The organism is Cupriavidus nantongensis (genome assembly GCF_041726985.1).
Taxonomy (GTDB): Bacteria; Pseudomonadota; Gammaproteobacteria; order Burkholderiales; family Burkholderiaceae; genus Cupriavidus; species Cupriavidus nantongensis_A.
This window is the reverse complement of the sequence record NZ_CP168303.1, coordinates 2,022,295-2,041,878: the sequence shown is the minus strand read 5'-3', so window position 1 is coordinate 2,041,878 and position 19,584 is coordinate 2,022,295. Positions and strand designations below refer to the sequence as shown.

Below are 19,584 nucleotides of genomic sequence, written 5' to 3'. Positions count from 1 at the left end.
CCGCTACGGTTAGCGCAAGGCAAGAAAAAACCGGCCGGGATATCCCGGCCGGTTTTTTTCTTTTGCGGGGCGGGCTCAGCCGCGCGCTTCGATCAGCCGCTGCGCCATCTCCGCAAAACCCTCGCCACCCGCGGCCGCGGTGATGTAGGCGGGCGGCACCGGCAACTGCGGCAGGATATCGCGCACATTGGCCACGCCCACCGACAGCGGGAAATGCGCAAACATCGACGCATCGTTGGCCGAGTCGCCGATAAACAGCCATTCGTCGCGCCGTGCATCGACGTCCTCGCCCAGCAGCTCGGCCACGCACAGCTTGCTCATCGACAGCTTGTCATGCTGGCCGAACCAGCCGTTGACGTGGATCGAACTGACGGTGGCCGTCATGCCGGCCTCGCGCATCAGCGCAGCAATGCGCTCGACGGCGTCGTCTGGCAGCGGCACCACGTCCTCGGCATGGTCGATGGCCAGGTCGGCGGCATGCCAGGCCTGGTCGGAAGCCAGCGCGCAGCCGGGCACCTCGCGCACGATGCGCTGGCCCAGGGCGTGGATGCGCTCGAGGTTGCGCGCGCGCGTGGCTGCATCGTCGAGGAAGCGGGTCTGCAGCCGGCCGTTGTGCAGGTGCGAATAGAACGCGCCGTTCTCGCCGATGATGGCATCGACCGGCCACAGCCGCGTCAGGATCTCGGCCCACGCGATGCAGCGCCCGGTCACCGGGATTACATGCAGGCCGGCCCGGCGCAGGCCGTCGAGGGCCAGGTAAGTCGAGGCCGGCAGCCTGCCGTCGGTGGTCAGGGTGCCGTCGATGTCGGTCAGCACGCCGCGCACGTTGCGCAGCGCGGCATTAGAGAGCTTGTTCAGAGATTGCATGGCGGGCCATTGTAACCGTGGATCTGCTGCCAAGTTCTTTTATTGCACTGCAAAACGCCGCGGGCCGGCCATACTGGTGAATCTGCTGATTTGCTAGCGCAGGTGCGACGGGCGTAACATGCCGCTGTCACAAAACAATCACATGCTGTCGGATTTTCGACTGACTGCAACAGACAGACCAAGGAGAGCCACCGATGTCCGTATCCCGTACCGTGCTCAAACTCGCCGCGCTGGCAGCCCTGACCGGGGCCGGCAGCGCGCACGCCGCCGTTGAAATCCAGTGGTGGCACGCCATGCAGGGCGCGCTGAACGACAAGGTGAACGAGATCGCCAACAAGTTCAACGCCAGCCAGTCCGAATACAAGGTGGTGCCGGTCAACAAGGGCAACTACGACGAGACCATGGCGGCGGGCATCGCCGCCTTCCGCGCCGGCGGCGCGCCGGCGATCCTGCAGGTGTTCGAGGTCGGCACCGCCACCATGATGAGCGCCAAGGGCGCGATCAAGCCGGTGTCGACGGTGATGAAGGACGCCGGCGAGAAGTTCGACCAGAAGGCCTACATCCCCGCCGTGGCCGGCTACTACACCTCGTCCAAGGGCGAGATGCTGTCGTTCCCGTTCAACAGCTCGACCACGGTGTTCTACTACAACAAGGACGCCTTCAAGAAGGCCGGGCTGGATCCGGAAAAGCCGCCCAAGACCTGGCCCGAGGTGATGCAGTACTCGGCCAAGCTCAAGGCCTCGGGCACCAACTGCGCCTATACCACCGACTGGCAAGGCTGGGTCCACCTGGAAAGCTTCTCGGCCTGGCACAACACGCTGTACGCGACCAAGAACAACGGCTTCGGCGGCACCGACACGCGCCTGGTCTTCAACAGCCCGCTGCACGTCAAGCACATCACCAACCTGCAGGACATGGTGAAGAAGGGCTACTTCAGCTATGGCGGGCGCAAGGCCGAATCGCAGGCCAAGTTCTATAACGGCGAATGCGCCATGTTCACCGGTTCGTCGGCGTCGCTGGCCAATATCCGCAAGAACGCCAAGTTCGCGTTCGCGGTGGCGCAGTTGCCGTACTACCCGGACGTGCAGGGCGCGCCGCAGAACACAATCATCGGCGGCGCCTCGCTGTGGGTGATGGGCGGCAAGAAGCCTGAAGAGTACAAGGGCGTCGCCAAGTTCTTCAATTACCTGTCGCGCCCCGAGATCCAGTCTGACTGGCACCAGGCCACCGGCTACCTGCCGGTGACCATGGCCGCCTACGAGGCCACCAAGAAGTCGGGCTACTACGACAAGAACCCCGGCGCCGACGTCTCGGTGCAGCAGATGGTGGTCAAGACCACCGACAAGTCGCGCGGCGTGCGCCTGGGCAACATGGTGCAGATCCGCACCGTGGTCGACGAGGAGCTGGAAGCCGTCTGGGCTGGCAAGAAGGAGCCCAAGGCGGCGCTGGATTCGGCTGTGGCACGCGGCAACGACTTGCTGGAGCGCTTCCAGAAGACCGCGCGCGAATAAGGCGCCGGGTCTTGCCAGCAGGCTGACATGACAGGCGGGCGGCGGCGAAACCTCCGCCCGCTTGCTTTGTGGCCGGCACCGATCGGGTGCCGCCCGCTGCTTTGTACCTATCCGTACCTAGTCCGATGCCGCCATCCGCGGCATCCGCCGGAATCCGTTCATGGAAAAACGCGTCGTTTTCCGTTCGCCGTGGCTGCCATATCTGCTGGTGTTGCCGCAGATCGCGATCACGCTGATCTTCTTCTTCCTGCCCGCCGGGCAGGCCCTGTACCAGTCGATGCTGCAGCAGGATGCCTTCGGCATCAACCTGGAATTCGTCGGCCTGGACAACTTCCGCATGCTGTGGAACGACCCGCTCTATGTCGAATCGTTCCAGGTCACCGCCATCTTTGCCGTGGGCGTGACCGTGGTCGGGCTGACCACCGCGCTGGCGCTGGCCTATTTTGCCGACCGCGTGATCCGCGGCGCGGTGGGCTACAAGACCCTGCTGATCTGGCCGTACGCGGTGGCGCCGGCGGTCGCGGGCGTGCTGTGGATGTTCATGTTCAACCCGACCCTGGGGGTGGTGTCGTTTGCGCTGCGCAAGCTCGGCGTCGAATGGAACTTCCTGCTCAATGGCAATCAGGCCTTGCTGCTGGTGGTGCTGGCCGCGGCGTGGAAGCAGATCAGCTACAACTTCCTGTTCTTCCTGGCGGGGCTGCAAAGCATCCCGCGCTCGCTGATCGAGGCCGCCGCCATCGACGGCGCGGGCCCGTGGCGCCGCTTCTGGTCGATCGTGTTTCCGCTGCTGTCGCCCACCACTTTCTTCCTGATGGTGATCAACGTGGTCTATGCGTTCTTCGACACCTTTGCCATCATCGATGCGGTCACGCACGGCGGACCGTTCAATTCGACCAACACGCTGGTCTACAAGGTCTTCCATGACGGCTTCCGCGGCATGGACATCGGCGGCTCGGCAGCGCAGTCGGTGGTGCTGATGGTGATCGTGATCGCGCTGACCGTGGTGCAGTTCCGCTACGTGGAACGCAAGGTCCAGTACTGACGGAGACAGCCCATGGTAGAACGTCGTCCCTTTCTCGATTTCCTGACCCACGCGGTGCTGATCCTGGGCATCGTCATCGTGGTGTTCCCGGTGTACCTGACCTTCGTCGCCTCGACGCTGACCGCCGAAGAGGTGCTCGACGCGCCGATGACGCTGATCCCCGGCAGCCACCTGATCGACAACTATCGCACCGTGCTGTTCCAGGGCGTGGGCGAGGCCGCGTCGCCGGTCTCGACCATGATGAAGAACAGCCTGATCATGGCGCTCGGCATTGCGCTGGGCAAGATCGCGATCTCGATCATCTCGGCCTTTGCCATCGTTTATTTCAAGTTCCCACTGCGCAAGACCTTCTTCTGGCTGATCTTCATCACGCTGATGCTGCCGGTGGAGGTGCGCATCCTGCCGACCTACAAGGTGGTGTCGGACCTGGGTCTGCTCGACAGCTACTTCGGGCTGACGATCCCGATCATCGCGTCGGCGACCGCGACCTTCCTGTTCCGCCAGTTCTTCCTGACGATTCCCGATGAACTCGCCGAAGCGGCGCGCATCGACGGCGCCGGGCCGCTGCGTTTCTTCTGGGACGTGGTGCTGCCGCTGTCGCGCACCAGCATCGCCGCGCTGTTCGTGATCCAGTTCATCTACGGCTGGAACCAGTACCTGTGGCCGCTGCTGATCACCACGCAGAAATCGATGACGCCGGTGGTGGTGGGCGTGACGCAGATGATCTCGCGCTCGGGCGATGCCGCCACCGACTGGAACCTGGTGATGGCCACGGTGATGCTGGCGATGATCCCGCCCGCGGTGGTGGTGGTGCTGATGCAGAAGTGGTTCGTCAAGGGCCTGGTCGAAACCGAGAAATAAGCGGAACACAATGGCAAAACTGTCACTACGCAACGTTCAGAAAACCTACGCCGGCGGCGCCCAGGTCGTGCATGGCATCGACATGGAGATCGCCGACGGCGAGTTCATCGTCATCGTCGGGCCCTCGGGCTGCGGCAAGTCCACGCTGCTGCGCATGGTGGCCGGGCTGGAAACCATCACCGGCGGCGAGATCGATATCGGGGACAAGGTGGTCAACCAGCTGGAGCCGGCCGAGCGCGACATCGCCATGGTGTTCCAGAACTACGCGCTCTATCCGCATATGAGCGTGTACGACAACATGGCCTACGGGCTGAAGATCCGCGGCATGGGCAAGGCGGAGATCGCGCAGCGCGTCAACCACGCCGCCGGCATTCTCGAGCTGGCCCCGCTGCTCGAGCGCAAGCCGCGCCAGCTTTCCGGCGGGCAGCGCCAGCGCGTTGCCATGGGCCGCGCCATCGTGCGCGAGCCGGCGGTATTCCTGTTCGACGAACCGCTGTCCAACCTCGACGCCAAGCTGCGCGTGCAGATGCGGCTGGAACTGAAGGAATTGCACCGGCGCCTGGGCACCACCAGCCTCTATGTGACCCACGACCAGGTCGAGGCCATGACGCTGGCCGACCGCATGATGGTGCTCAACGCCGGGCGGGTCGAGCAGATCGGTACGCCGCTGGAAGTCTATGCACGGCCGGCCAGCACCTTCGTGGCCGGTTTTATCGGCTCGCCGCCGATGAACCTGATTCCGGTGGCGCGCAACGCCGGCGGCGACACCAGCGCGCAGATGCGCGTGGTGGCGAAGGAGGGCGAAGCCGCCAACGCCACGCTGGGTCACCTGCCGATGGGGCTGCACCTGCCGGAACAGGCGCTGCTGGGACTGCGGCCCGAGCATATCGAGCCGTGCGCCGCGCATGAGGCGATCGCCGAGGTCGATGTGCGCGTGGTCGAGGCGCTGGGCGCGGACTCCTTCGCCTATGGCTCGCTCGGCGGGCAGGCCGTGGTGGTGCGGCTGGACAGCCATGCGCGCGTGCGCGCCGGTGAGCGCCTGCCGGTGACCTCGTCGGCCGAGCACCTGCATTTCTTTGCGCCGGACACCGGCAAGCGCATCGAGGCCTGACATGACCACGGCAACCGACAACGCCTGGCGCTATCCCAGCCATATCGCGCACCGCGGCGCCGGCAAGCTGGCGCCGGAGAACACGCTGGCGGCGTTCCGCCACGGCGCCGGCTTTGGCTACCACATGTTCGAGTTCGACGTAAAGCTGTCGGCCGACGGCAAGCCGGTGCTGATGCACGACGCCACCCTGGATCGCACCACCAGCGGCCAGGGCAGGGTGGATGCGCTGACGCTGGGCGAACTGGCGCTGCTCGACGCCGGCAGCTGGCACGGCCCGGCCTTTGCCGGCGAGCCGGTGCCGACGCTGGCGGCGATCGCGCGCTACACCCGTGCCAACGGCTTCCTGGTCAATATCGAGGTCAAGCCGATGCCCGGCACCGAGACGCGCACCGGCGCCGCCGTGGCGATCGATGCCCAGTCGCTGTGGGACGGCGCCGAGGTGCCGCCGCTGCTGTCCTCGTTTTCGGAAGACGCGCTTGCCGCCGCGGCGCGTGTCGCGCCCGGCCTGCCGCGCGCGTTGCTGCTGGACAAGCTGCCCGGTGACTGGCTGGAGCGGGTGCGCCGGCTCGGCTGCGTCGCGCTCGATGCCAACCATCGCGAGCTGGATGCCGGCGTGATCGCCACCGCGCATGCGGCCGGCCTGCGCGTGCTGGCCTACACCGTCAACGACCCGGCACGGGCGGCGCAGTTGCTGGAATGGGGGCTCGATGGGGTGATCACCGACGCCGTCGACCAGATCGTCCCCTGACTCGGATTGTTGTGCGGCTGTGGCGAATTCGCTGAACGTGGTTGGAATTGTCGCGCGACTGTGTTTCGTATCGCGAAAAGTCCACATTGATCAAACGCAATCCGTGCTATCCTTACCGCCGTGAAGACTTAAGGTCCTTCCCCGCACAACTTGCCCTTTCGCGCCTTGTGAGGCGGCCATCACATGCGGCACCCTGGTGGTGCCGTTTGCGTAAGTGCCTCCACTGGCTCCCAAGAGTTGTTTGCGATCCGCTAACCGGTCAAGCCGTGTCGCGGAAGGTTGAATAACCCGCTGAACTCCGGCAGACCCGGAGAAAAGTGAGCGTCCCATGATGCAGCAGTACCAGAGCAATTCGTACCTCTTCGGCGGTAACGCCCCCTATGTCGAAGAACTGTACGAAGCCTACCTCCAGAACCCCGCCTCGGTTCCCGACAATTGGCGCGCGTACTTCGACGCCATGCAGAACGTTCCCGCCGTCGACGGCTCGAACGGCCGGGATATCCCCCACGCTCCCATCGTTGCCTCGTTCGCCGAGCGCGCCAAGCAAGGTCCCATCCGCACCATCGTTGCATCGGCCGATTCCGACATGGGCCGCAAGCGCGTCGCTGCCACCCAACTGATCGCCGCCTACCGCAACATCGGTTCGCACTGGGCCGACCTGGACCCGCTCAAGCGCCAGGAGCGTCCGCCCCTGCCGGATCTGGACCCCGCCTTCTACGGTTTTTCCGAAGCCGATCTCGATATCGTCTTCAATGCCAGCAATACCTACTTCGGCAAGGAGTCGATGAGCCTGCGCGAGCTGCTCAACAACCTGCGCGAAACGTATTGCGGCACCATCGGCTTCGAATTCATGTACGTGAGCGACCAGGCGCAGAAGCGCTGGTGGCAGGAGCGCCTGGAAACCACGCGTTCCAAGCCGGTGTTCACGCTGGAAAAGAAGAAGCACATCCTTGACCGCCTGACCGCGGCCGAGGGCCTGGAGCGCTTCCTGCACACCAAGTATGTCGGCCAGAAGCGCTTCTCGCTGGAAGGCGGCGAGAGCTTCATCGCCGCCATGGACGAACTGATCCAGCATGCCGGTAGCAAGGGCGTGCAGGAAATCGTGATCGGCATGGCCCACCGCGGCCGCCTGAATGTGCTGGTCAACACCCTGGGCAAGATGCCCGCCGACCTGTTCGCCGAGTTCGAAGGCAAGCACGTCGATGACCTGCCGGCCGGCGACGTCAAGTACCACAAGGGCTTCTCGAGCGACGTCTCGACCGAGGGCGGCCCGATCCACCTGTCGCTGGCATTCAATCCGTCGCACCTGGAAATCGTCAACCCGGTGGTCGAAGGCTCGGCCAAGGCCCGCCAGGAACGCCGCGGCGCCGTCGGCAACATGGAAGTGCTGCCGGTGCAAGTGCACGGCGATGCCGCCTTTGCCGGCCAGGGCGTGGTGATGGAGACGCTGAACCTGGCGCAGACCCGCGGCTATGGCACGGGCGGCACCATGCACATCGTCATCAACAACCAGATCGGCTTCACCACCTCGGACCCGCGCGACGCGCGTTCGACGCTGTACTGCACGGACGTGGTCAAGATGATCGAGGCCCCCGTGCTGCACGTGAACGGCGACGATCCCGAAGCCGTGGTGTACGCCATGCAGCTGGCGGTGGACTTCCGCATGGAGTTCAAGAAGGATGTCGTGGTCGACATCATCTGCTTCCGCAAGCTGGGCCATAACGAGCAGGACACGCCTGCGGTCACGCAGCCACTGATGTACAAGAAGATCGCCCAGCACCCCGGCACGCGCAAGCTGTACGCCGACAAGCTGGCCGCGCAGAACCTGGTCCCGGCCGACTTCGGCGACGAGAAGGTCAAGGAATACCGCGCCGCGATGGACGCCGGCAAGCACACCGCCGATCCGGTGCTGTCGAACTTCAAGAACAAGTTCGCGGTCGACTGGATGCCGTTCCTGAACCGCAAGTGGACCGACGCCGCCGACACCGCCGTGCCGGTGACCGAGCTCAAGCGCCTGGCCGAACGCATCACCGCCATCCCCGAACACCTGAAGCTGCACCCGCTGGTCGAGAAGGTGGTCAAGGACCGCGCCAACATGGGCCGCGGCGACCAGCCGCTGGACTGGGGCATGGGTGAGCACCTGGCCTTTGCCTCGCTGGTGGCCTCGGGCTACCCGGTGCGCATCACCGGCCAGGACGCCGGCCGCGGCACCTTTACCCACCGCCACGCCGTGCTGCACGACCAGAACCGCGAGCGCTGGGATGCCGGCAGCTACGTGCCGCTGCAGAACGTGTCGGAAAACCAGGCACCGTTCACGGTGATCGACTCGGTGCTGTCCGAAGAAGCCGTGCTCGGCTTCGAATACGGCTACTCGACCGCCGAACCGAACGCGCTGGTGATCTGGGAAGCCCAGTTCGGCGACTTCGTCAACGGCGCCCAGGTGGTGATCGACCAGTTCATCTCGTCGGGTGAAGTGAAGTGGGGCCGTGCCTCCGGCCTGACGCTGATGCTGCCGCACGGCTACGAAGGCCAGGGTCCGGAGCACAGCTCGGCGCGCATCGAGCGCTTCCTGCAACTCTGCGCGGACCACAACATGCAGGTCTGCCAGCCGACCACGCCGGCGCAGATCTTCCACCTGCTGCGCCGCCAGATGATCCGCCTGTTCCGCAAGCCGCTGGTGATCATGACGCCGAAGTCGCTGCTGCGTAACAAGGATGCGGTGTCGCCGCTGTCCGACCTCGCCAAGGGCCACTTCGAGACCGTCATCGGCGACCACGAAGAACTGAACGCCGGCAAGGTCAAGCGCGTCATCATGTGCTCGGGCAAGGTCTACTACGACCTGGTCAACACGCGCAAGGAACGCGAGGCCAACGACACCGCGATCATCCGCCTGGAACAGCTGTACCCGTTCCCGCACAAGGCGCTGGCCGCGGAACTGAAGAAGTACCCGAACGCCAACGAGATCCTGTGGTGCCAGGACGAGCCGCAGAACCAGGGCGCCTGGTTCTTCGTGCAGCACTACATCATGGAAAACATGACGGATGGGCAGAAGCTCGGTTATGCCGGTCGTCCCGCGTCGGCTTCGCCGGCGGTGGGCTACTACGCAAAGCACAACGAGCAACAGAAGGCGCTGCTGGACGCGGCCTTCGCCAAGCTCAAGGGCTTTGTTCTGACCAAGTAATCAGTCGGCAGCCACGGCGGCGCGCGCAGGCGCCCCGTGGCCTCGCCAGCATCACGACAACACGCATAACACGAGGAATTCACCACCATGGCTATCGTTGACGTCAAGGTTCCGCAACTCTCCGAATCGGTCGCCGAAGCGACCATGCTCAACTGGAAGAAGAAGCCCGGCGAAGCCGTTGCCCAGGACGAGATCCTGATCGAAATCGAAACCGACAAGGTCGTGCTGGAAGTGCCGGCCCCGTCGGCCGGTGTGCTGTCGCAGATCGTGAAGAATGACGGCGACACCGTCGTGGCCGATGAAATCATCGCCAAGATCGACACCGAAGCCACCGCTGGCGCCGCCGCCCCGGCCGCTGCTGCCCCGGCTCCGGCTGCTGCACCGCCGGCGCCGGCTGCTGCTGCCGCTCCGGCCGCCGCCGGCGCCGTCGCGATGCCGTCGGCCGCCAAGCTGATGGCCGAAGCCGGCCTGTCGGCTGGCCAGGTTGCCGGCACCGGCAAGGACGGCCGCATCACCAAGGGCGACGTGCTGGGCGCGGCCGCCGCACCGGCCCCGGCGGCCAAGGCCGCTCCGGCCCCCGCCGCCAAGCCGGCGCTGCAACAGGTTTCGGCCCCGGTCGACTTCGCCGCGCTGGGCGACCGCCCGGAAGAGCGCGTGCCGATGAGCCGCCTGCGTGCCCGCATCGCCGAGCGCCTGCTGCAGTCGCAAGCCACCAACGCCATCCTCACCACCTTCAATGAAGTCAACATGAAGCCGGTGATGGACCTGCGCAACAAGTACAAGGACCGCTTCGAAAAGGAACACGGCGTGAAGCTGGGCTTCATGTCGTTCTTCGTCAAGGCCGCGGTGCACGCGCTGAAGAAGTTCCCGCTGATCAACGCCTCGATCGACGGCAACGACATCGTCTACCACGGCTACTTCGACATCGGTATTGCGGTCGGCTCGCCGCGCGGCCTGGTGGTGCCGATCCTGCGCAACGCCGACCAGATGAGCCTGGCCGATATCGAGAAGAAGATCGCCGAGTTCGGCGTCAAGGCCCGTGACGGCAAGCTGTCGCTGGAAGAGCTGAGCGGCGGCACGTTCTCGATCTCCAACGGCGGCGTGTTCGGCTCGATGCTGTCGACTCCGATCATCAACCCGCCGCAATCGGCCATCCTGGGCGTGCACGCCACCAAGGACCGCCCGGTGGTGGAAGACGGTCAGATCGTGATCCGCCCGATGAACTACCTGGCGATGTCCTACGACCACCGCATCATCGACGGCCGCGAAGCCGTGCTGGGCCTGGTCGCCATGAAGGACGCCCTGGAAGATCCGGCGCGCCTGCTGCTGGACCTGTAATCGCTGGTCCCTCCGCGCACGCGCTGGCGTGCGCGGGCAGCACTCTCCCCGTGATCACGGCGCGCTGGCACAAGTTGCCGCCGGCGCCCAACAAGGAATTTCCATGAGCAAACAATTCGACGTGCTGGTGATCGGCGCCGGCCCCGGCGGCTATATCGCCGCGATCCGCGCCGGCCAGCTGGGCCTGAACGTGGCCTGCTGCGAAGGCAATGCCTACGACGACCCCAAGAACGAACCGCGCCTGGGCGGCACCTGCCTGAACGTGGGCTGCATCCCCTCCAAGGCGCTGCTGGCGTCCTCGGAAGAATTCGAGAACGTCCAGCACCACCTGGGCGACCACGGCATCACCGTGGGCGACGTCAAGGTCGACGTCGCCAAGATGCTCAAGCGCAAGGACGATATCGTCGGCAAGATGACCAAGGGCATCGAGTTCCTGTTCCGCAAGAACAAGGTGACGCTGCTCAAGGGTTACGGCAAGTTCGTCGGCAAGACCGCCGAAGGCTTCCAGGTCGAGATCGCCGGCGAAGTCGTGACCGCCAAGCAGGTCATCATCGCCACCGGCTCCAAGGCCCGCCACCTGCCGGGCATCACCGTCGACAACGACCTGGTCAGCGATAACGAAGGCGCGCTCAAGTTCCCGTCGGTGCCGAAGAAGCTGGGCGTGATCGGCGCCGGCGTGATCGGCCTCGAGCTGGGTTCGGTGTGGCGCCGCCTCGGATCCGAAGTGACCGTGCTGGAAGCGCTGCCCGCCTTCCTGGGCGCCGCCGACGAAGGCGTGGCCAAGGAAGCGCAGAAGCAGCTGACCAAGCAGGGCCTGAAGTTCAGCCTGGGCGTGAAGGTGGACGAAGTCACCACCGGCAAGAAGGGCGTGACCGTCAAGTACACCGACAAGGACGGCGCGGCCCAGACCCTGGAAGTCGACCGCCTGATCGTGTCGGTGGGCCGCGTGCCGAATACCGACAACCTGGGCCTGGACGCAGTCGGCCTGGCGGTCGACCAGCGCGGCTTTATCGAGGTGGACGACCATTGCGCCACCAAGGTGCCGGGCCTGTGGGCCATCGGCGACGTGGTGCGCGGCCCGATGCTGGCGCACAAGGCCGAAGACGAAGGCGTGGCCGTGGCCGAGCGCATCGCGGGCCAGAAGCCGCATATCGACTACAACTGCATTCCGTGGGTGATCTACACCTTCCCGGAAATCGCATGGGTCGGCAAGACCGAAGCCCAGCTCAAGGCCGAAGGCCGCGAGTACAAGGCTGGCCAGTTCCCGTTCATGGCCAACGGCCGTGCGCTGGGCATGGGCCATGCCGACGGCTTCGTCAAGATGCTGGCGGATGCCAAGACCGACGAGATCCTCGGCGTGCACATCGTTGCCGCCAACGCCTCGGACCTGATCGCCGAAGCCGTGGTGGCGATGGAGTTCAAGGCCGCCAGCGAAGATATCGGCCGCGTCTGCCATCCGCACCCGTCGATGTCGGAAGTCATGCGCGAAGCCGCGCTGGCCGTCGACAAGCGCCAACTCAATATGTAAGGCGCGTGTCCGCCGTTGCCTGAGTACCGGCGCGCCGTCCTGCGGCGCGCCGTTTTCACTTGCGGCGCGTGCCGCGCGAGCCCCGAGCATGAACGTCACCGAGTACTACGAGAAGGAACTGAAGGAGCGCGGCTACCAGTCCGACGAGGCCCAGCTGCGCGCCGTGGCCCGGCTGCAGCAGTGCTACGACGAATGGGTCGCCTACAAGGGGCGCCGCAACAACGCGCTGAAGAAGCTGCTGGTGCGCCCCGATGTGCCGCAGGGCGTCTATATGTGGGGCGGGGTGGGGCGTGGCAAGTCGTTCCTGATGGACAGCTTCTATACCTGCGTGCCGGTGGTGCGCAAGACGCGGCTGCATTTCCATGAATTCATGCGCGAGGTGCACCGCCAGCTGGAAGAGCTGCGCGGCCGTCCCGATCCCCTCGACGAACTGGCCAGGCGCATCGCGCGCCGTTTCCGCCTGATCTGCTTCGATGAATTCCATGTCAGCGACGTCGCCGACGCGATGATCCTGCATCGCCTGCTGCAGCAGTTGTTCGACAACGGCGTGCAGTTCGTGATGACCTCCAACTACCGGCCCGACCTGCTATACACAGATGGCTTGCACCGCGACCGCGTGCTGCCGGCTATCGCGCTGATCCAGCAGAAGATGGACGTGCTGAATGTCGATGCCGGCATCGACTACCGCAAGCGCGCGCTGGAACAGGTGCAGGCCTACCACACCCCGCTGGACGCCAAGGCCAACTCGGCGCTGCGGGATGCGTTCACTTCCATTGCCGGCGTCGCCGACGAGTCCCCGCTGCTGCATATCGAGCACCGCGAACTGCGCTCGCTACGCAAGGCCAACGGGGTGGTGTGGTTCGACTTCGCCACGCTGTGCGGCGGCCCGCGCTCGCAGAACGACTACCTGGAATTGGCTTCGCAGTTCCATACGGTGATCCTGTCCGACGTGCCGCGCATGACGCCGCGGATGTCCTCCGAGGCACGCCGCTTTACCTGGCTGATCGACGTCTTCTACGACCACAAGGTCAAGCTGCTGATGTCGGCGGAAGTGCCGGCCGACGAGCTCTATACCGAAGGCCAGATGGCCAACGAATTCCATCGCACCGTGTCGCGCATCATCGAGATGCAGTCGCGCGAATACCTGGAGTCCGAGCGACGCACCATGGACACGACGCTGACCTGAGCGGTGTTTCCGGCCCGGCGCGACGTACCCGGGCCGCCTTGATCTATATCAAGTTCAAATCGGGGGGCGCCCTATATCCTCGACTGGGTAAAAAAAGCTTCCCATGTCGCCGCCCCCAGCCACCAGTCCTTCCGCCAGCTTGCTGGCGCCACGACCTCTCCAGCCGCCGCCGCCCATCGGGCGCGATGGCGCCGACACGGTCGCGCGCGGCGTTGGCGCACCGCTGGCCTGCTTCCATTGCGGTTTGCCGGTCACCGATGCCGAACCGCTCGCCGCCGACCTGGACGGCAGCCGCCGCGTATTTTGCTGCGGCGGTTGCCAGGCCCTGGCGCAGACCCTCCATGCGGCCGGCTTTGCCCACCTGTACGGCGACGAAGCCCGCTTCGCCCGGCCCATCGACGACGATGCCCGGCGCCAGGCCGAGCCGATCTGGGCTGCCTACGATGCCCCGGAACTGCGCGTGCAATTCGTCCGCCCGCTCGACGGCGGCCGCGCCGAGATCACGCTGGCTCCCGAGAATATCCGCTGCGCCGCCTGCGCCTGGCTGATCGAACAGCATCTGTCCCGCCAGCCGGGCGTGGAATCGGCGGTGGCCAACGTCGCCACGCGCCGCGTGGTGGTGCGCTGGCGCGACGGCGCCCAGACGGTGTCGGGGCTGCTGGCCGCGCTGGCCGGCATCGGCTACATGGCCTGGCCCTTCGAGATCTCGCGCACCGACCAGCAGGACCGCCGCGCGCGCCGCGGCCTGCTGATGCGCATGGCGGTGGCCATGCTCGGCATGATGCAGGTGATGATGTACGCGTGGCCAATCTACACCCACGAGGCCACCATCGATCCCGGCCAGCTACAACTGATGCGCTGGGCCAGCTTCGCGCTGACCTTGCCGGTGGTGTGCTATGCCGCCTCGCCGATCTTCGCCGGCGCCTGGCGCAGCCTGCGCCAGCGCCATATGGGCATGGACGTGCCGGTGGCGATCGGCGTCGCCGCGGGCTTTGCCGCCAGCGCGCTGGCCACGGTGCGCGGCGTGGGCGAGGTCTATTTCGATTCGGTGACGATGTTCGTCGCGTTCCTGCTGCTGGCCCGCTACCTGGAACTGCGCGTGCGCCAGGCCTCGCGCAGCGGTGCCGAAATGCTGGCGCGCCAGTTGCCCGCCACGTGCGAGCGGCTGTTCACGGCCGGCGCGGCGGGCGAACGTATCCCGGTCGCGCGGCTGCGCGCGGGTGACCTGATCCGCGTCAAGGCAGGCGAGATCGTCCCGGCCGACGGCGCGGTCACTTCGGGCACCAGCGAACTCGATGAATCCATGCTCACCGGCGAGAGCCGCCCGGTGCGCCGCTGCGCCGGCGACACCGTGCTGGCCGGCAGCTTTAATACCGCCAGCCCGCTGGAACTGCGCGTGACCCGCGTCGGCGCCGGCACCCGCCTGGCCGAGATCGTCGCGGTGCTGGACCGCGCGCTGGCGGAGAAGCCACGCCTGGCGACGCTGGCCGACCGCGTGGCGGGCTGGTTCGTGGCGACGCTGCTGGTACTGGCGGCACTGACCGGCGTGGTCTGGGGCCTCTGGATCGATCCGTCGCGGGCCTTGCTGGTGACGATCGCGGTGCTGGTGGTCAGCTGTCCGTGCGCCTTGTCGCTGGCTACGCCCGCGGCACTGGCCGCGGCCGGCGCGGCGCTGTCGCGGCGCGGCGTGCTGCTGGCGCGCGGCCATGCGCTGGAAGCACTCGCCCGTGTCACCGACGTGGTGCTGGACAAGACCGGCACCCTGACCGAGGGCCGCTTTGCCGTGGCGGCGGTCGAGCCGCTGGGAGAAGCCGATTCTGCCCGATGCCTGTCCCTGGCCGCGGCGCTGGAGCGCGGCGGCGAGCATCCGATCGCGCGCGCGCTAGTAGCGGCGGCGCCGGCTCCCGTCGGCCAGCCGCTGCAGGTCAGCGACATGCGCAACGTGCCCGGGAACGGACTCGAGGCAGTGGTCGCGGGCCGCCGCCTGCGTCTAGGCCGCGCCGATTTTGTCTTTGCGCTGGGCGGCGATGCCCGACCTGCGCCGGCTGCTGCCGACAGCCTGCTGCATCCGGGTGCCACGGTGGTCTGGCTCGGCGCCGAGACCGGCCCGCTGGCGCGCTTTGTCCTGGCCGACGTCGAGCGCGAGGAAACCCCGGCGCTGCTGGAGCGCCTGAGTGAACTCGGCGTGCGCTGCCACCTGGTCTCGGGCGACAACATGGCGGCGGTGCACTGGTGGGCCGCGCACTTCGGCATCGAGCGCATGGCCGGCGAAGTCACGCCCGAAGGCAAGCGCGACTACGTGGCGCGGCTGCAGCAGGGCGGGGCCGTGGTGCTGGCGGTGGGCGACGGCATCAACGACGCGCCGGTGCTGGCGCAGGCTCAGGTGTCGATTGCGATCGGCAGCGGCGCGCCGCTGGCCCAGGCCGGCGCCGACGCGGTGCTGACGCACGGCGGCGTGGCCGAGATCGCGACGGCGCTGGCCGTGTCGCGCCAGACGCGCCGGGTGGTGCGGCAGAACCTGGGCTGGGCTTTTTTCTACAACGTGGTCGCCATTCCGCTGGCGGCGACGGGGCTGGTGACAGCCTGGATGGCGGGCATCGGCATGTCGCTGTCGTCGCTGCTGGTGGTCGCCAATGCGTGGCGTCTGCTGGGCGCCGGCAAGTCGCGGCCTGCATCGCGGCATAACGGAGCCTGACGATGGAAACGCTTTACCTGCTGGTGCCGATGAGCCTGGTGCTCGTGGTCGTCATCGCGGGCGCGCTGTGGTGGGCGCTTCATGCCGGGCAGTACGACGACCTGGACCGGCCTGCCGAATCGATCCTGCTTGACAACGACAAGCCGTGAGCCCGCTGCGCGTGCCTCGGACCGGAGCCACCCGCGCAGGTTCAAGACGTGCCCGGAGCGGCTTGATAAAGATCAACGCACCCGTGGCATGGTTTTTCTAAAGTCACACTGTCAGTAGGTTTTTTATTTTCTCTAAGCATTGGGGGTCTGAATGGATGTCACTGCCGCGTCTTCACGCGTCGACACCTTCAATTACGGCGTCGTAAGACAGTTCGCTGTCATGACGGTAGTCTGGGGGATCGTCGGCATGGCCGTCGGCGTGCTGCTGGCAGCACAGCTGATCTGGCCCGAACTCAATTTCAATACACCGTGGCTGTCGTTTGGCCGGCTGCGTCCGTTGCATACCAATGCGGTGATCTTCGCCTTCGGCGGCAGCGCGCTGTTTGCCACCTCCTACTACGTGGTCCAGCGCACCTGCCAGGCGCGCCTGTTCTGCGGCCCGCTGGCCGCGTTCACGTTCTGGGGCTGGCAACTGGTCATCGTCGCGGCCGCCATCACGCTGCCGCTGGGCATCACCAGCTCCAAGGAATATGCCGAGCTCGAATGGCCCATCGACCTGCTGATCACCGCGGTCTGGGTGGCCTACGCCATCGTGTTCTTCGGCACCATCGTCAAGCGCAAGACCCGGCATATCTACGTCGCCAACTGGTTCTTCGGCGCCTACATCCTGACCATCGCGCTGCTGCATATCGTCAACAACATCGAGATGCCGGTGTCGCTGTGGAAGTCCTACTCCGCCTATGCCGGCGTGCAGGACGCGATGATCCAGTGGTGGTACGGCCATAACGCGGTCGGCTTCTTCCTGACCACCAGCTTCCTGGGCATGATGTACTACTTCATTCCCAAGCAGGCCGAGCGCCCGATCTTTTCCTACCGCCTGTCCATCGTCCACTTCTGGGCGCTGAACTTCACCTACATGTGGGCCGGCCCGCACCACCTGCAGTACACCGCGCTGCCCGATTGGGCGCAGTCGCTGGGCATGGTGTTCTCGCTGATCCTGCTGGCGCCTTCCTGGGGCGGCATGATCAACGGCATCATGACCCTGTCGGGTGCCTGGCACAAGCTGCGCACCGACCCGATCCTGAAGTTCCTGGTGGTGGCGCTGTCGTTCTACGGCATGTCCACGTTCGAAGGCTCGATGATGTCGATCAAGACCGTCAACGCGCTGTCGCACTACACCGACTGGACCATCGGCCACGTGCACTCCGGCGCGCTGGGCTGGGTTGCGATGATCTCGATCGGCTCGCTGTACTACCTGATCCCGCGGCTGTTCGGCGAGAAGCAGATGTACAGCGTGCGCCTGATCGAATGGCACTTCTGGATCGCGACCATCGGCGTGGTGCTGTATATCGCCTCGATGTGGATCGCGGGTGTGATGGAGGGCCTGATGTGGCGTGCCACCCAGCCTGACGGCACGCTGACCTATGCCTTCGTCGAAGCGGTCAAGGCCAAGTACCCGTTCTATCTGATTCGCCTGCTGGGTGGCATGTGCTTCCTGTCCGGCATGCTGCTGATGGCCTACAACATTGCCAAGACCATCGTCGGCAAGCCTGCCGTGGATGCGCCGATTCCGGCCAGCATCGCCGCCTCTGCCCACTGATCAATCCAGGATAGAAAGATGTCCGATAAACAACGCTTCTTTTCCCACGAAACGCTGGAGAAGAACATCGGCTGGCTGATCATCTGCACGATCCTCGTGGTCAGCATCGCAGGTCTGGTCCAGATCGTGCCGCTGTTCTTCCAGCACTCCACCACCGAGCCGGATCCGGGCATCACGCCGTATTCGCCGCTGCGGCTGATGGGGCGCGATATCTATATCCGCGAAGGCTGCGTCGGCTGCCACTCGCAGCAGGTGCGCACGCTGCAGGCCGAGACCGAGCGCTACGGCCATTACTCCACCGCCGGTGAATCGGTCTACGACCATCCGTTCCTGTGGGGCTCCAAGCGTACCGGCCCCGATCTGGCGCGCGTGGGCGGACGCTACTCCGACGACTGGCAGCGCATCCACCTGCGCAACCCGCGCGACGTGGTGCCGGAATCCGTGATGCCGTCGTACCCGTGGCTGGAAAAGGCCGAGCTGCCCACCAACGATATCCAGGCGCGCATGCGCGCGCTGGTCAAGCTGGGCGTGCCGTACACCGACGCCGACATCGCCAAGGCGCCGCAAGAGCTGAAAGGCAAGACCGAGGAAGACGCGCTGGTTGCCTATCTGCAGGGCCTCGGCACCAACCGCCGCAACGTGCGCGTCGATGCCGCCGCAGCGGCACCGAAGGAGTAAGCCATGGCCATGATCACCGCCATCGCGACCGTCGTGTCCATGGTCGTCTTCCTCGGCATCTGCTGGTGGGCCTGGTCCGCCGGCCGCCAGGTCGCCAACCGCGAATCCGCCATGCTGCCGTTCGCGCTGCCTGACGAAACTACGACAACATCGAGCCGGAACACCTAGCCATGAGCGATTTCATTTCCGATTTCTGGAGTTACTACATTGCCGCCATCGCGCTCATCGGCATCGTCTGGTGCGTATGGCTGCTGTTCTCCCAACGCAAGATCACCAAGACCCCTGCTGGTACGGAAGATACCGGCCACGTCTGGGACGGCGACCTGCGTGAACTGAACAACCCGCTGCCGCGCTGGTGGATGTGGATGTTCCTCTTGGCCTGCATTTTCGGTCTTGCCTACCTTGTGCTGTATCCGGGCCTGGGCTCGTACGCCGGCGTACTGAAGTTCTCCACGCAGGGCGAACTGGCGGCGCATCGCGCGGCGCAGGAACGCATGCAGAACGAGATCTACGGCAAGTACCTGAAGATGGACGTCAAGCAGGTGGCGGCGGACCCGCAGGCGCGCGAGATCGGCCAGCGCCTGTTCCTGAACTACTGTGCGCAGTGCCATGGCTCGGACGCGCGCGGCAGCAGGGGCTTCCCCAACCTGACCGATAACGACTGGCTGTACGGCGGCGAGCCCGAGACCATCAGCCAGACCATCGCCAAGGGCCGCAATGGCGTGATGCCGCCGTTTGGCGCGGTCATCGATGCCAAGCAGGCGGGCGACGTGGCGCAGTATGTGCGTTCGCTGTCCGGGCTGTCGTCGGATCCGATCCGCGTGTCGCGCGGCGAGGGCGCGTTCAAGACCACCTGCGTGGCCTGCCACGGCGCCGGCGGCAAGGGCAATCAGGCGCTCGGTGCGCCGAACCTGTCGGACAATGTCTGGCTCTATGGCAGCTCGGAAGCCAGCATCGTCGAGGCCATCCTGAAGGGCCACAACAACCATATGCCGGCACACGAGGAAATCCTGACGCCGGAACGCATCCGCATGCTGACGGCCTATGTGTGGGGGTTGTCCAATACGGGAGGCGGAGCTGGGCAATGAT

16 protein-coding genes are annotated in these 19,584 nt (G+C 65.7%); 15 read left to right on the top strand and 1 reads right to left on the bottom strand.

All coding sequences use genetic code 11. The features are described 5' to 3' along the window. Positions 1 to 75 precede the first annotated feature (75 nt). Entirely contained in the window at positions 76 to 867 is a 792-nt protein-coding gene (locus ACEI37_RS20630) for an HAD-IIB family hydrolase (RefSeq protein WP_373377966.1), read from the bottom strand. A 194-nt stretch (positions 868 to 1,061) separates the two neighbouring features. Here ACEI37_RS20630 and ugpB point away from each other — a divergent pair, with 194 nt between their 5' ends. From ugpB to ccoP, 15 genes are all read left to right on the top strand, one after another. After that, entirely contained in the window at positions 1,062 to 2,378 is a 1,317-nt protein-coding gene (ugpB, locus tag ACEI37_RS20625; RefSeq protein ID WP_116337259.1) for a sn-glycerol-3-phosphate ABC transporter substrate-binding protein UgpB, read from the top strand. A gap of 160 nt (positions 2,379 to 2,538) precedes the next feature. Next, a complete protein-coding gene (ugpA, locus tag ACEI37_RS20620; RefSeq protein ID WP_062800547.1) occupies positions 2,539 to 3,420 on the top strand; it encodes a sn-glycerol-3-phosphate ABC transporter permease UgpA in 882 nt (293 codons plus the stop codon). Between the two features lie 12 nt (positions 3,421 to 3,432). After that, on the top strand, positions 3,433 to 4,281 hold the full coding sequence (ugpE, locus tag ACEI37_RS20615) for a sn-glycerol-3-phosphate ABC transporter permease UgpE (protein ID WP_092309164.1): 849 nt from the start codon (positions 3,433 to 3,435) through the stop codon (positions 4,279 to 4,281). Between the two features lie 10 nt (positions 4,282 to 4,291). Then, a complete protein-coding gene (locus tag ACEI37_RS20610) occupies positions 4,292 to 5,392 on the top strand; it encodes a sn-glycerol-3-phosphate import ATP-binding protein UgpC (RefSeq protein WP_373377965.1) in 1,101 nt (366 codons plus the stop codon). Between the two features lies 1 nt (position 5,393). After that, a complete protein-coding gene (gene ugpQ, locus ACEI37_RS20605; protein WP_373377964.1) occupies positions 5,394 to 6,140 on the top strand; it encodes a glycerophosphodiester phosphodiesterase in 747 nt (248 codons plus the stop codon). Positions 6,141 to 6,468: 328 nt separating this feature from the next. Further along, a complete protein-coding gene (locus ACEI37_RS20600) occupies positions 6,469 to 9,321 on the top strand; it encodes a 2-oxoglutarate dehydrogenase E1 component (RefSeq protein ID WP_012353126.1) in 2,853 nt (950 codons plus the stop codon). Positions 9,322 to 9,408: 87 nt separating this feature from the next. Continuing rightward, positions 9,409 to 10,659 (top strand): 2-oxoglutarate dehydrogenase complex dihydrolipoyllysine-residue succinyltransferase, encoded by a 1,251-nt coding sequence (odhB, locus tag ACEI37_RS20595; RefSeq protein WP_373377963.1) that lies wholly within the window; start codon positions 9,409 to 9,411, stop codon positions 10,657 to 10,659. Positions 10,660 to 10,762: 103 nt separating this feature from the next. After that, positions 10,763 to 12,187, top strand: a complete 1,425-nt coding sequence (lpdA, locus tag ACEI37_RS20590) for a dihydrolipoyl dehydrogenase (protein WP_373377962.1) — start codon at positions 10,763 to 10,765, stop codon at positions 12,185 to 12,187. A gap of 88 nt (positions 12,188 to 12,275) precedes the next feature. Then, complete coding sequence (gene zapE / locus ACEI37_RS20585) at positions 12,276 to 13,373, top strand: cell division protein ZapE (protein ID WP_111517742.1); 1,098 nt, start codon at positions 12,276 to 12,278, stop codon at positions 13,371 to 13,373. A gap of 103 nt (positions 13,374 to 13,476) precedes the next feature. Continuing rightward, positions 13,477 to 16,068: a heavy metal translocating P-type ATPase gene (locus ACEI37_RS20580; protein ID WP_373377961.1), complete on the top strand. Its 2,592-nt coding sequence runs from the start codon at positions 13,477 to 13,479 to the stop codon at positions 16,066 to 16,068. Positions 16,069 to 16,070: 2 nt separating this feature from the next. Then, the gene (gene ccoS / locus ACEI37_RS20575; protein WP_010809469.1) at positions 16,071 to 16,217 is read left to right on the top strand and encodes a cbb3-type cytochrome oxidase assembly protein CcoS; all 147 of its coding nucleotides are present in this window, start codon (positions 16,071 to 16,073) and stop codon (positions 16,215 to 16,217) included. Between the two features lie 151 nt (positions 16,218 to 16,368). Continuing rightward, complete coding sequence (ccoN, locus tag ACEI37_RS20570) at positions 16,369 to 17,817, top strand: cytochrome-c oxidase, cbb3-type subunit I (RefSeq protein ID WP_115709943.1); 1,449 nt, start codon at positions 16,369 to 16,371, stop codon at positions 17,815 to 17,817. 18 nt (positions 17,818 to 17,835) lie between these two features. After that, positions 17,836 to 18,495 (top strand): cytochrome-c oxidase, cbb3-type subunit II, encoded by a 660-nt coding sequence (gene ccoO / locus ACEI37_RS20565; RefSeq protein ID WP_373377960.1) that lies wholly within the window; start codon positions 17,836 to 17,838, stop codon positions 18,493 to 18,495. 3 nt (positions 18,496 to 18,498) lie between these two features. Then, the gene (locus ACEI37_RS20560) at positions 18,499 to 18,663 is read left to right on the top strand and encodes a cbb3-type cytochrome oxidase subunit 3 (RefSeq protein ID WP_373377959.1); all 165 of its coding nucleotides are present in this window, start codon (positions 18,499 to 18,501) and stop codon (positions 18,661 to 18,663) included. Between the two features lie 2 nt (positions 18,664 to 18,665). Further along, a complete protein-coding gene (gene ccoP, locus ACEI37_RS20555; protein WP_373377958.1) occupies positions 18,666 to 19,583 on the top strand; it encodes a cytochrome-c oxidase, cbb3-type subunit III in 918 nt (305 codons plus the stop codon). The last annotated feature ends 1 nt before the right edge of the window (position 19,584 follow it).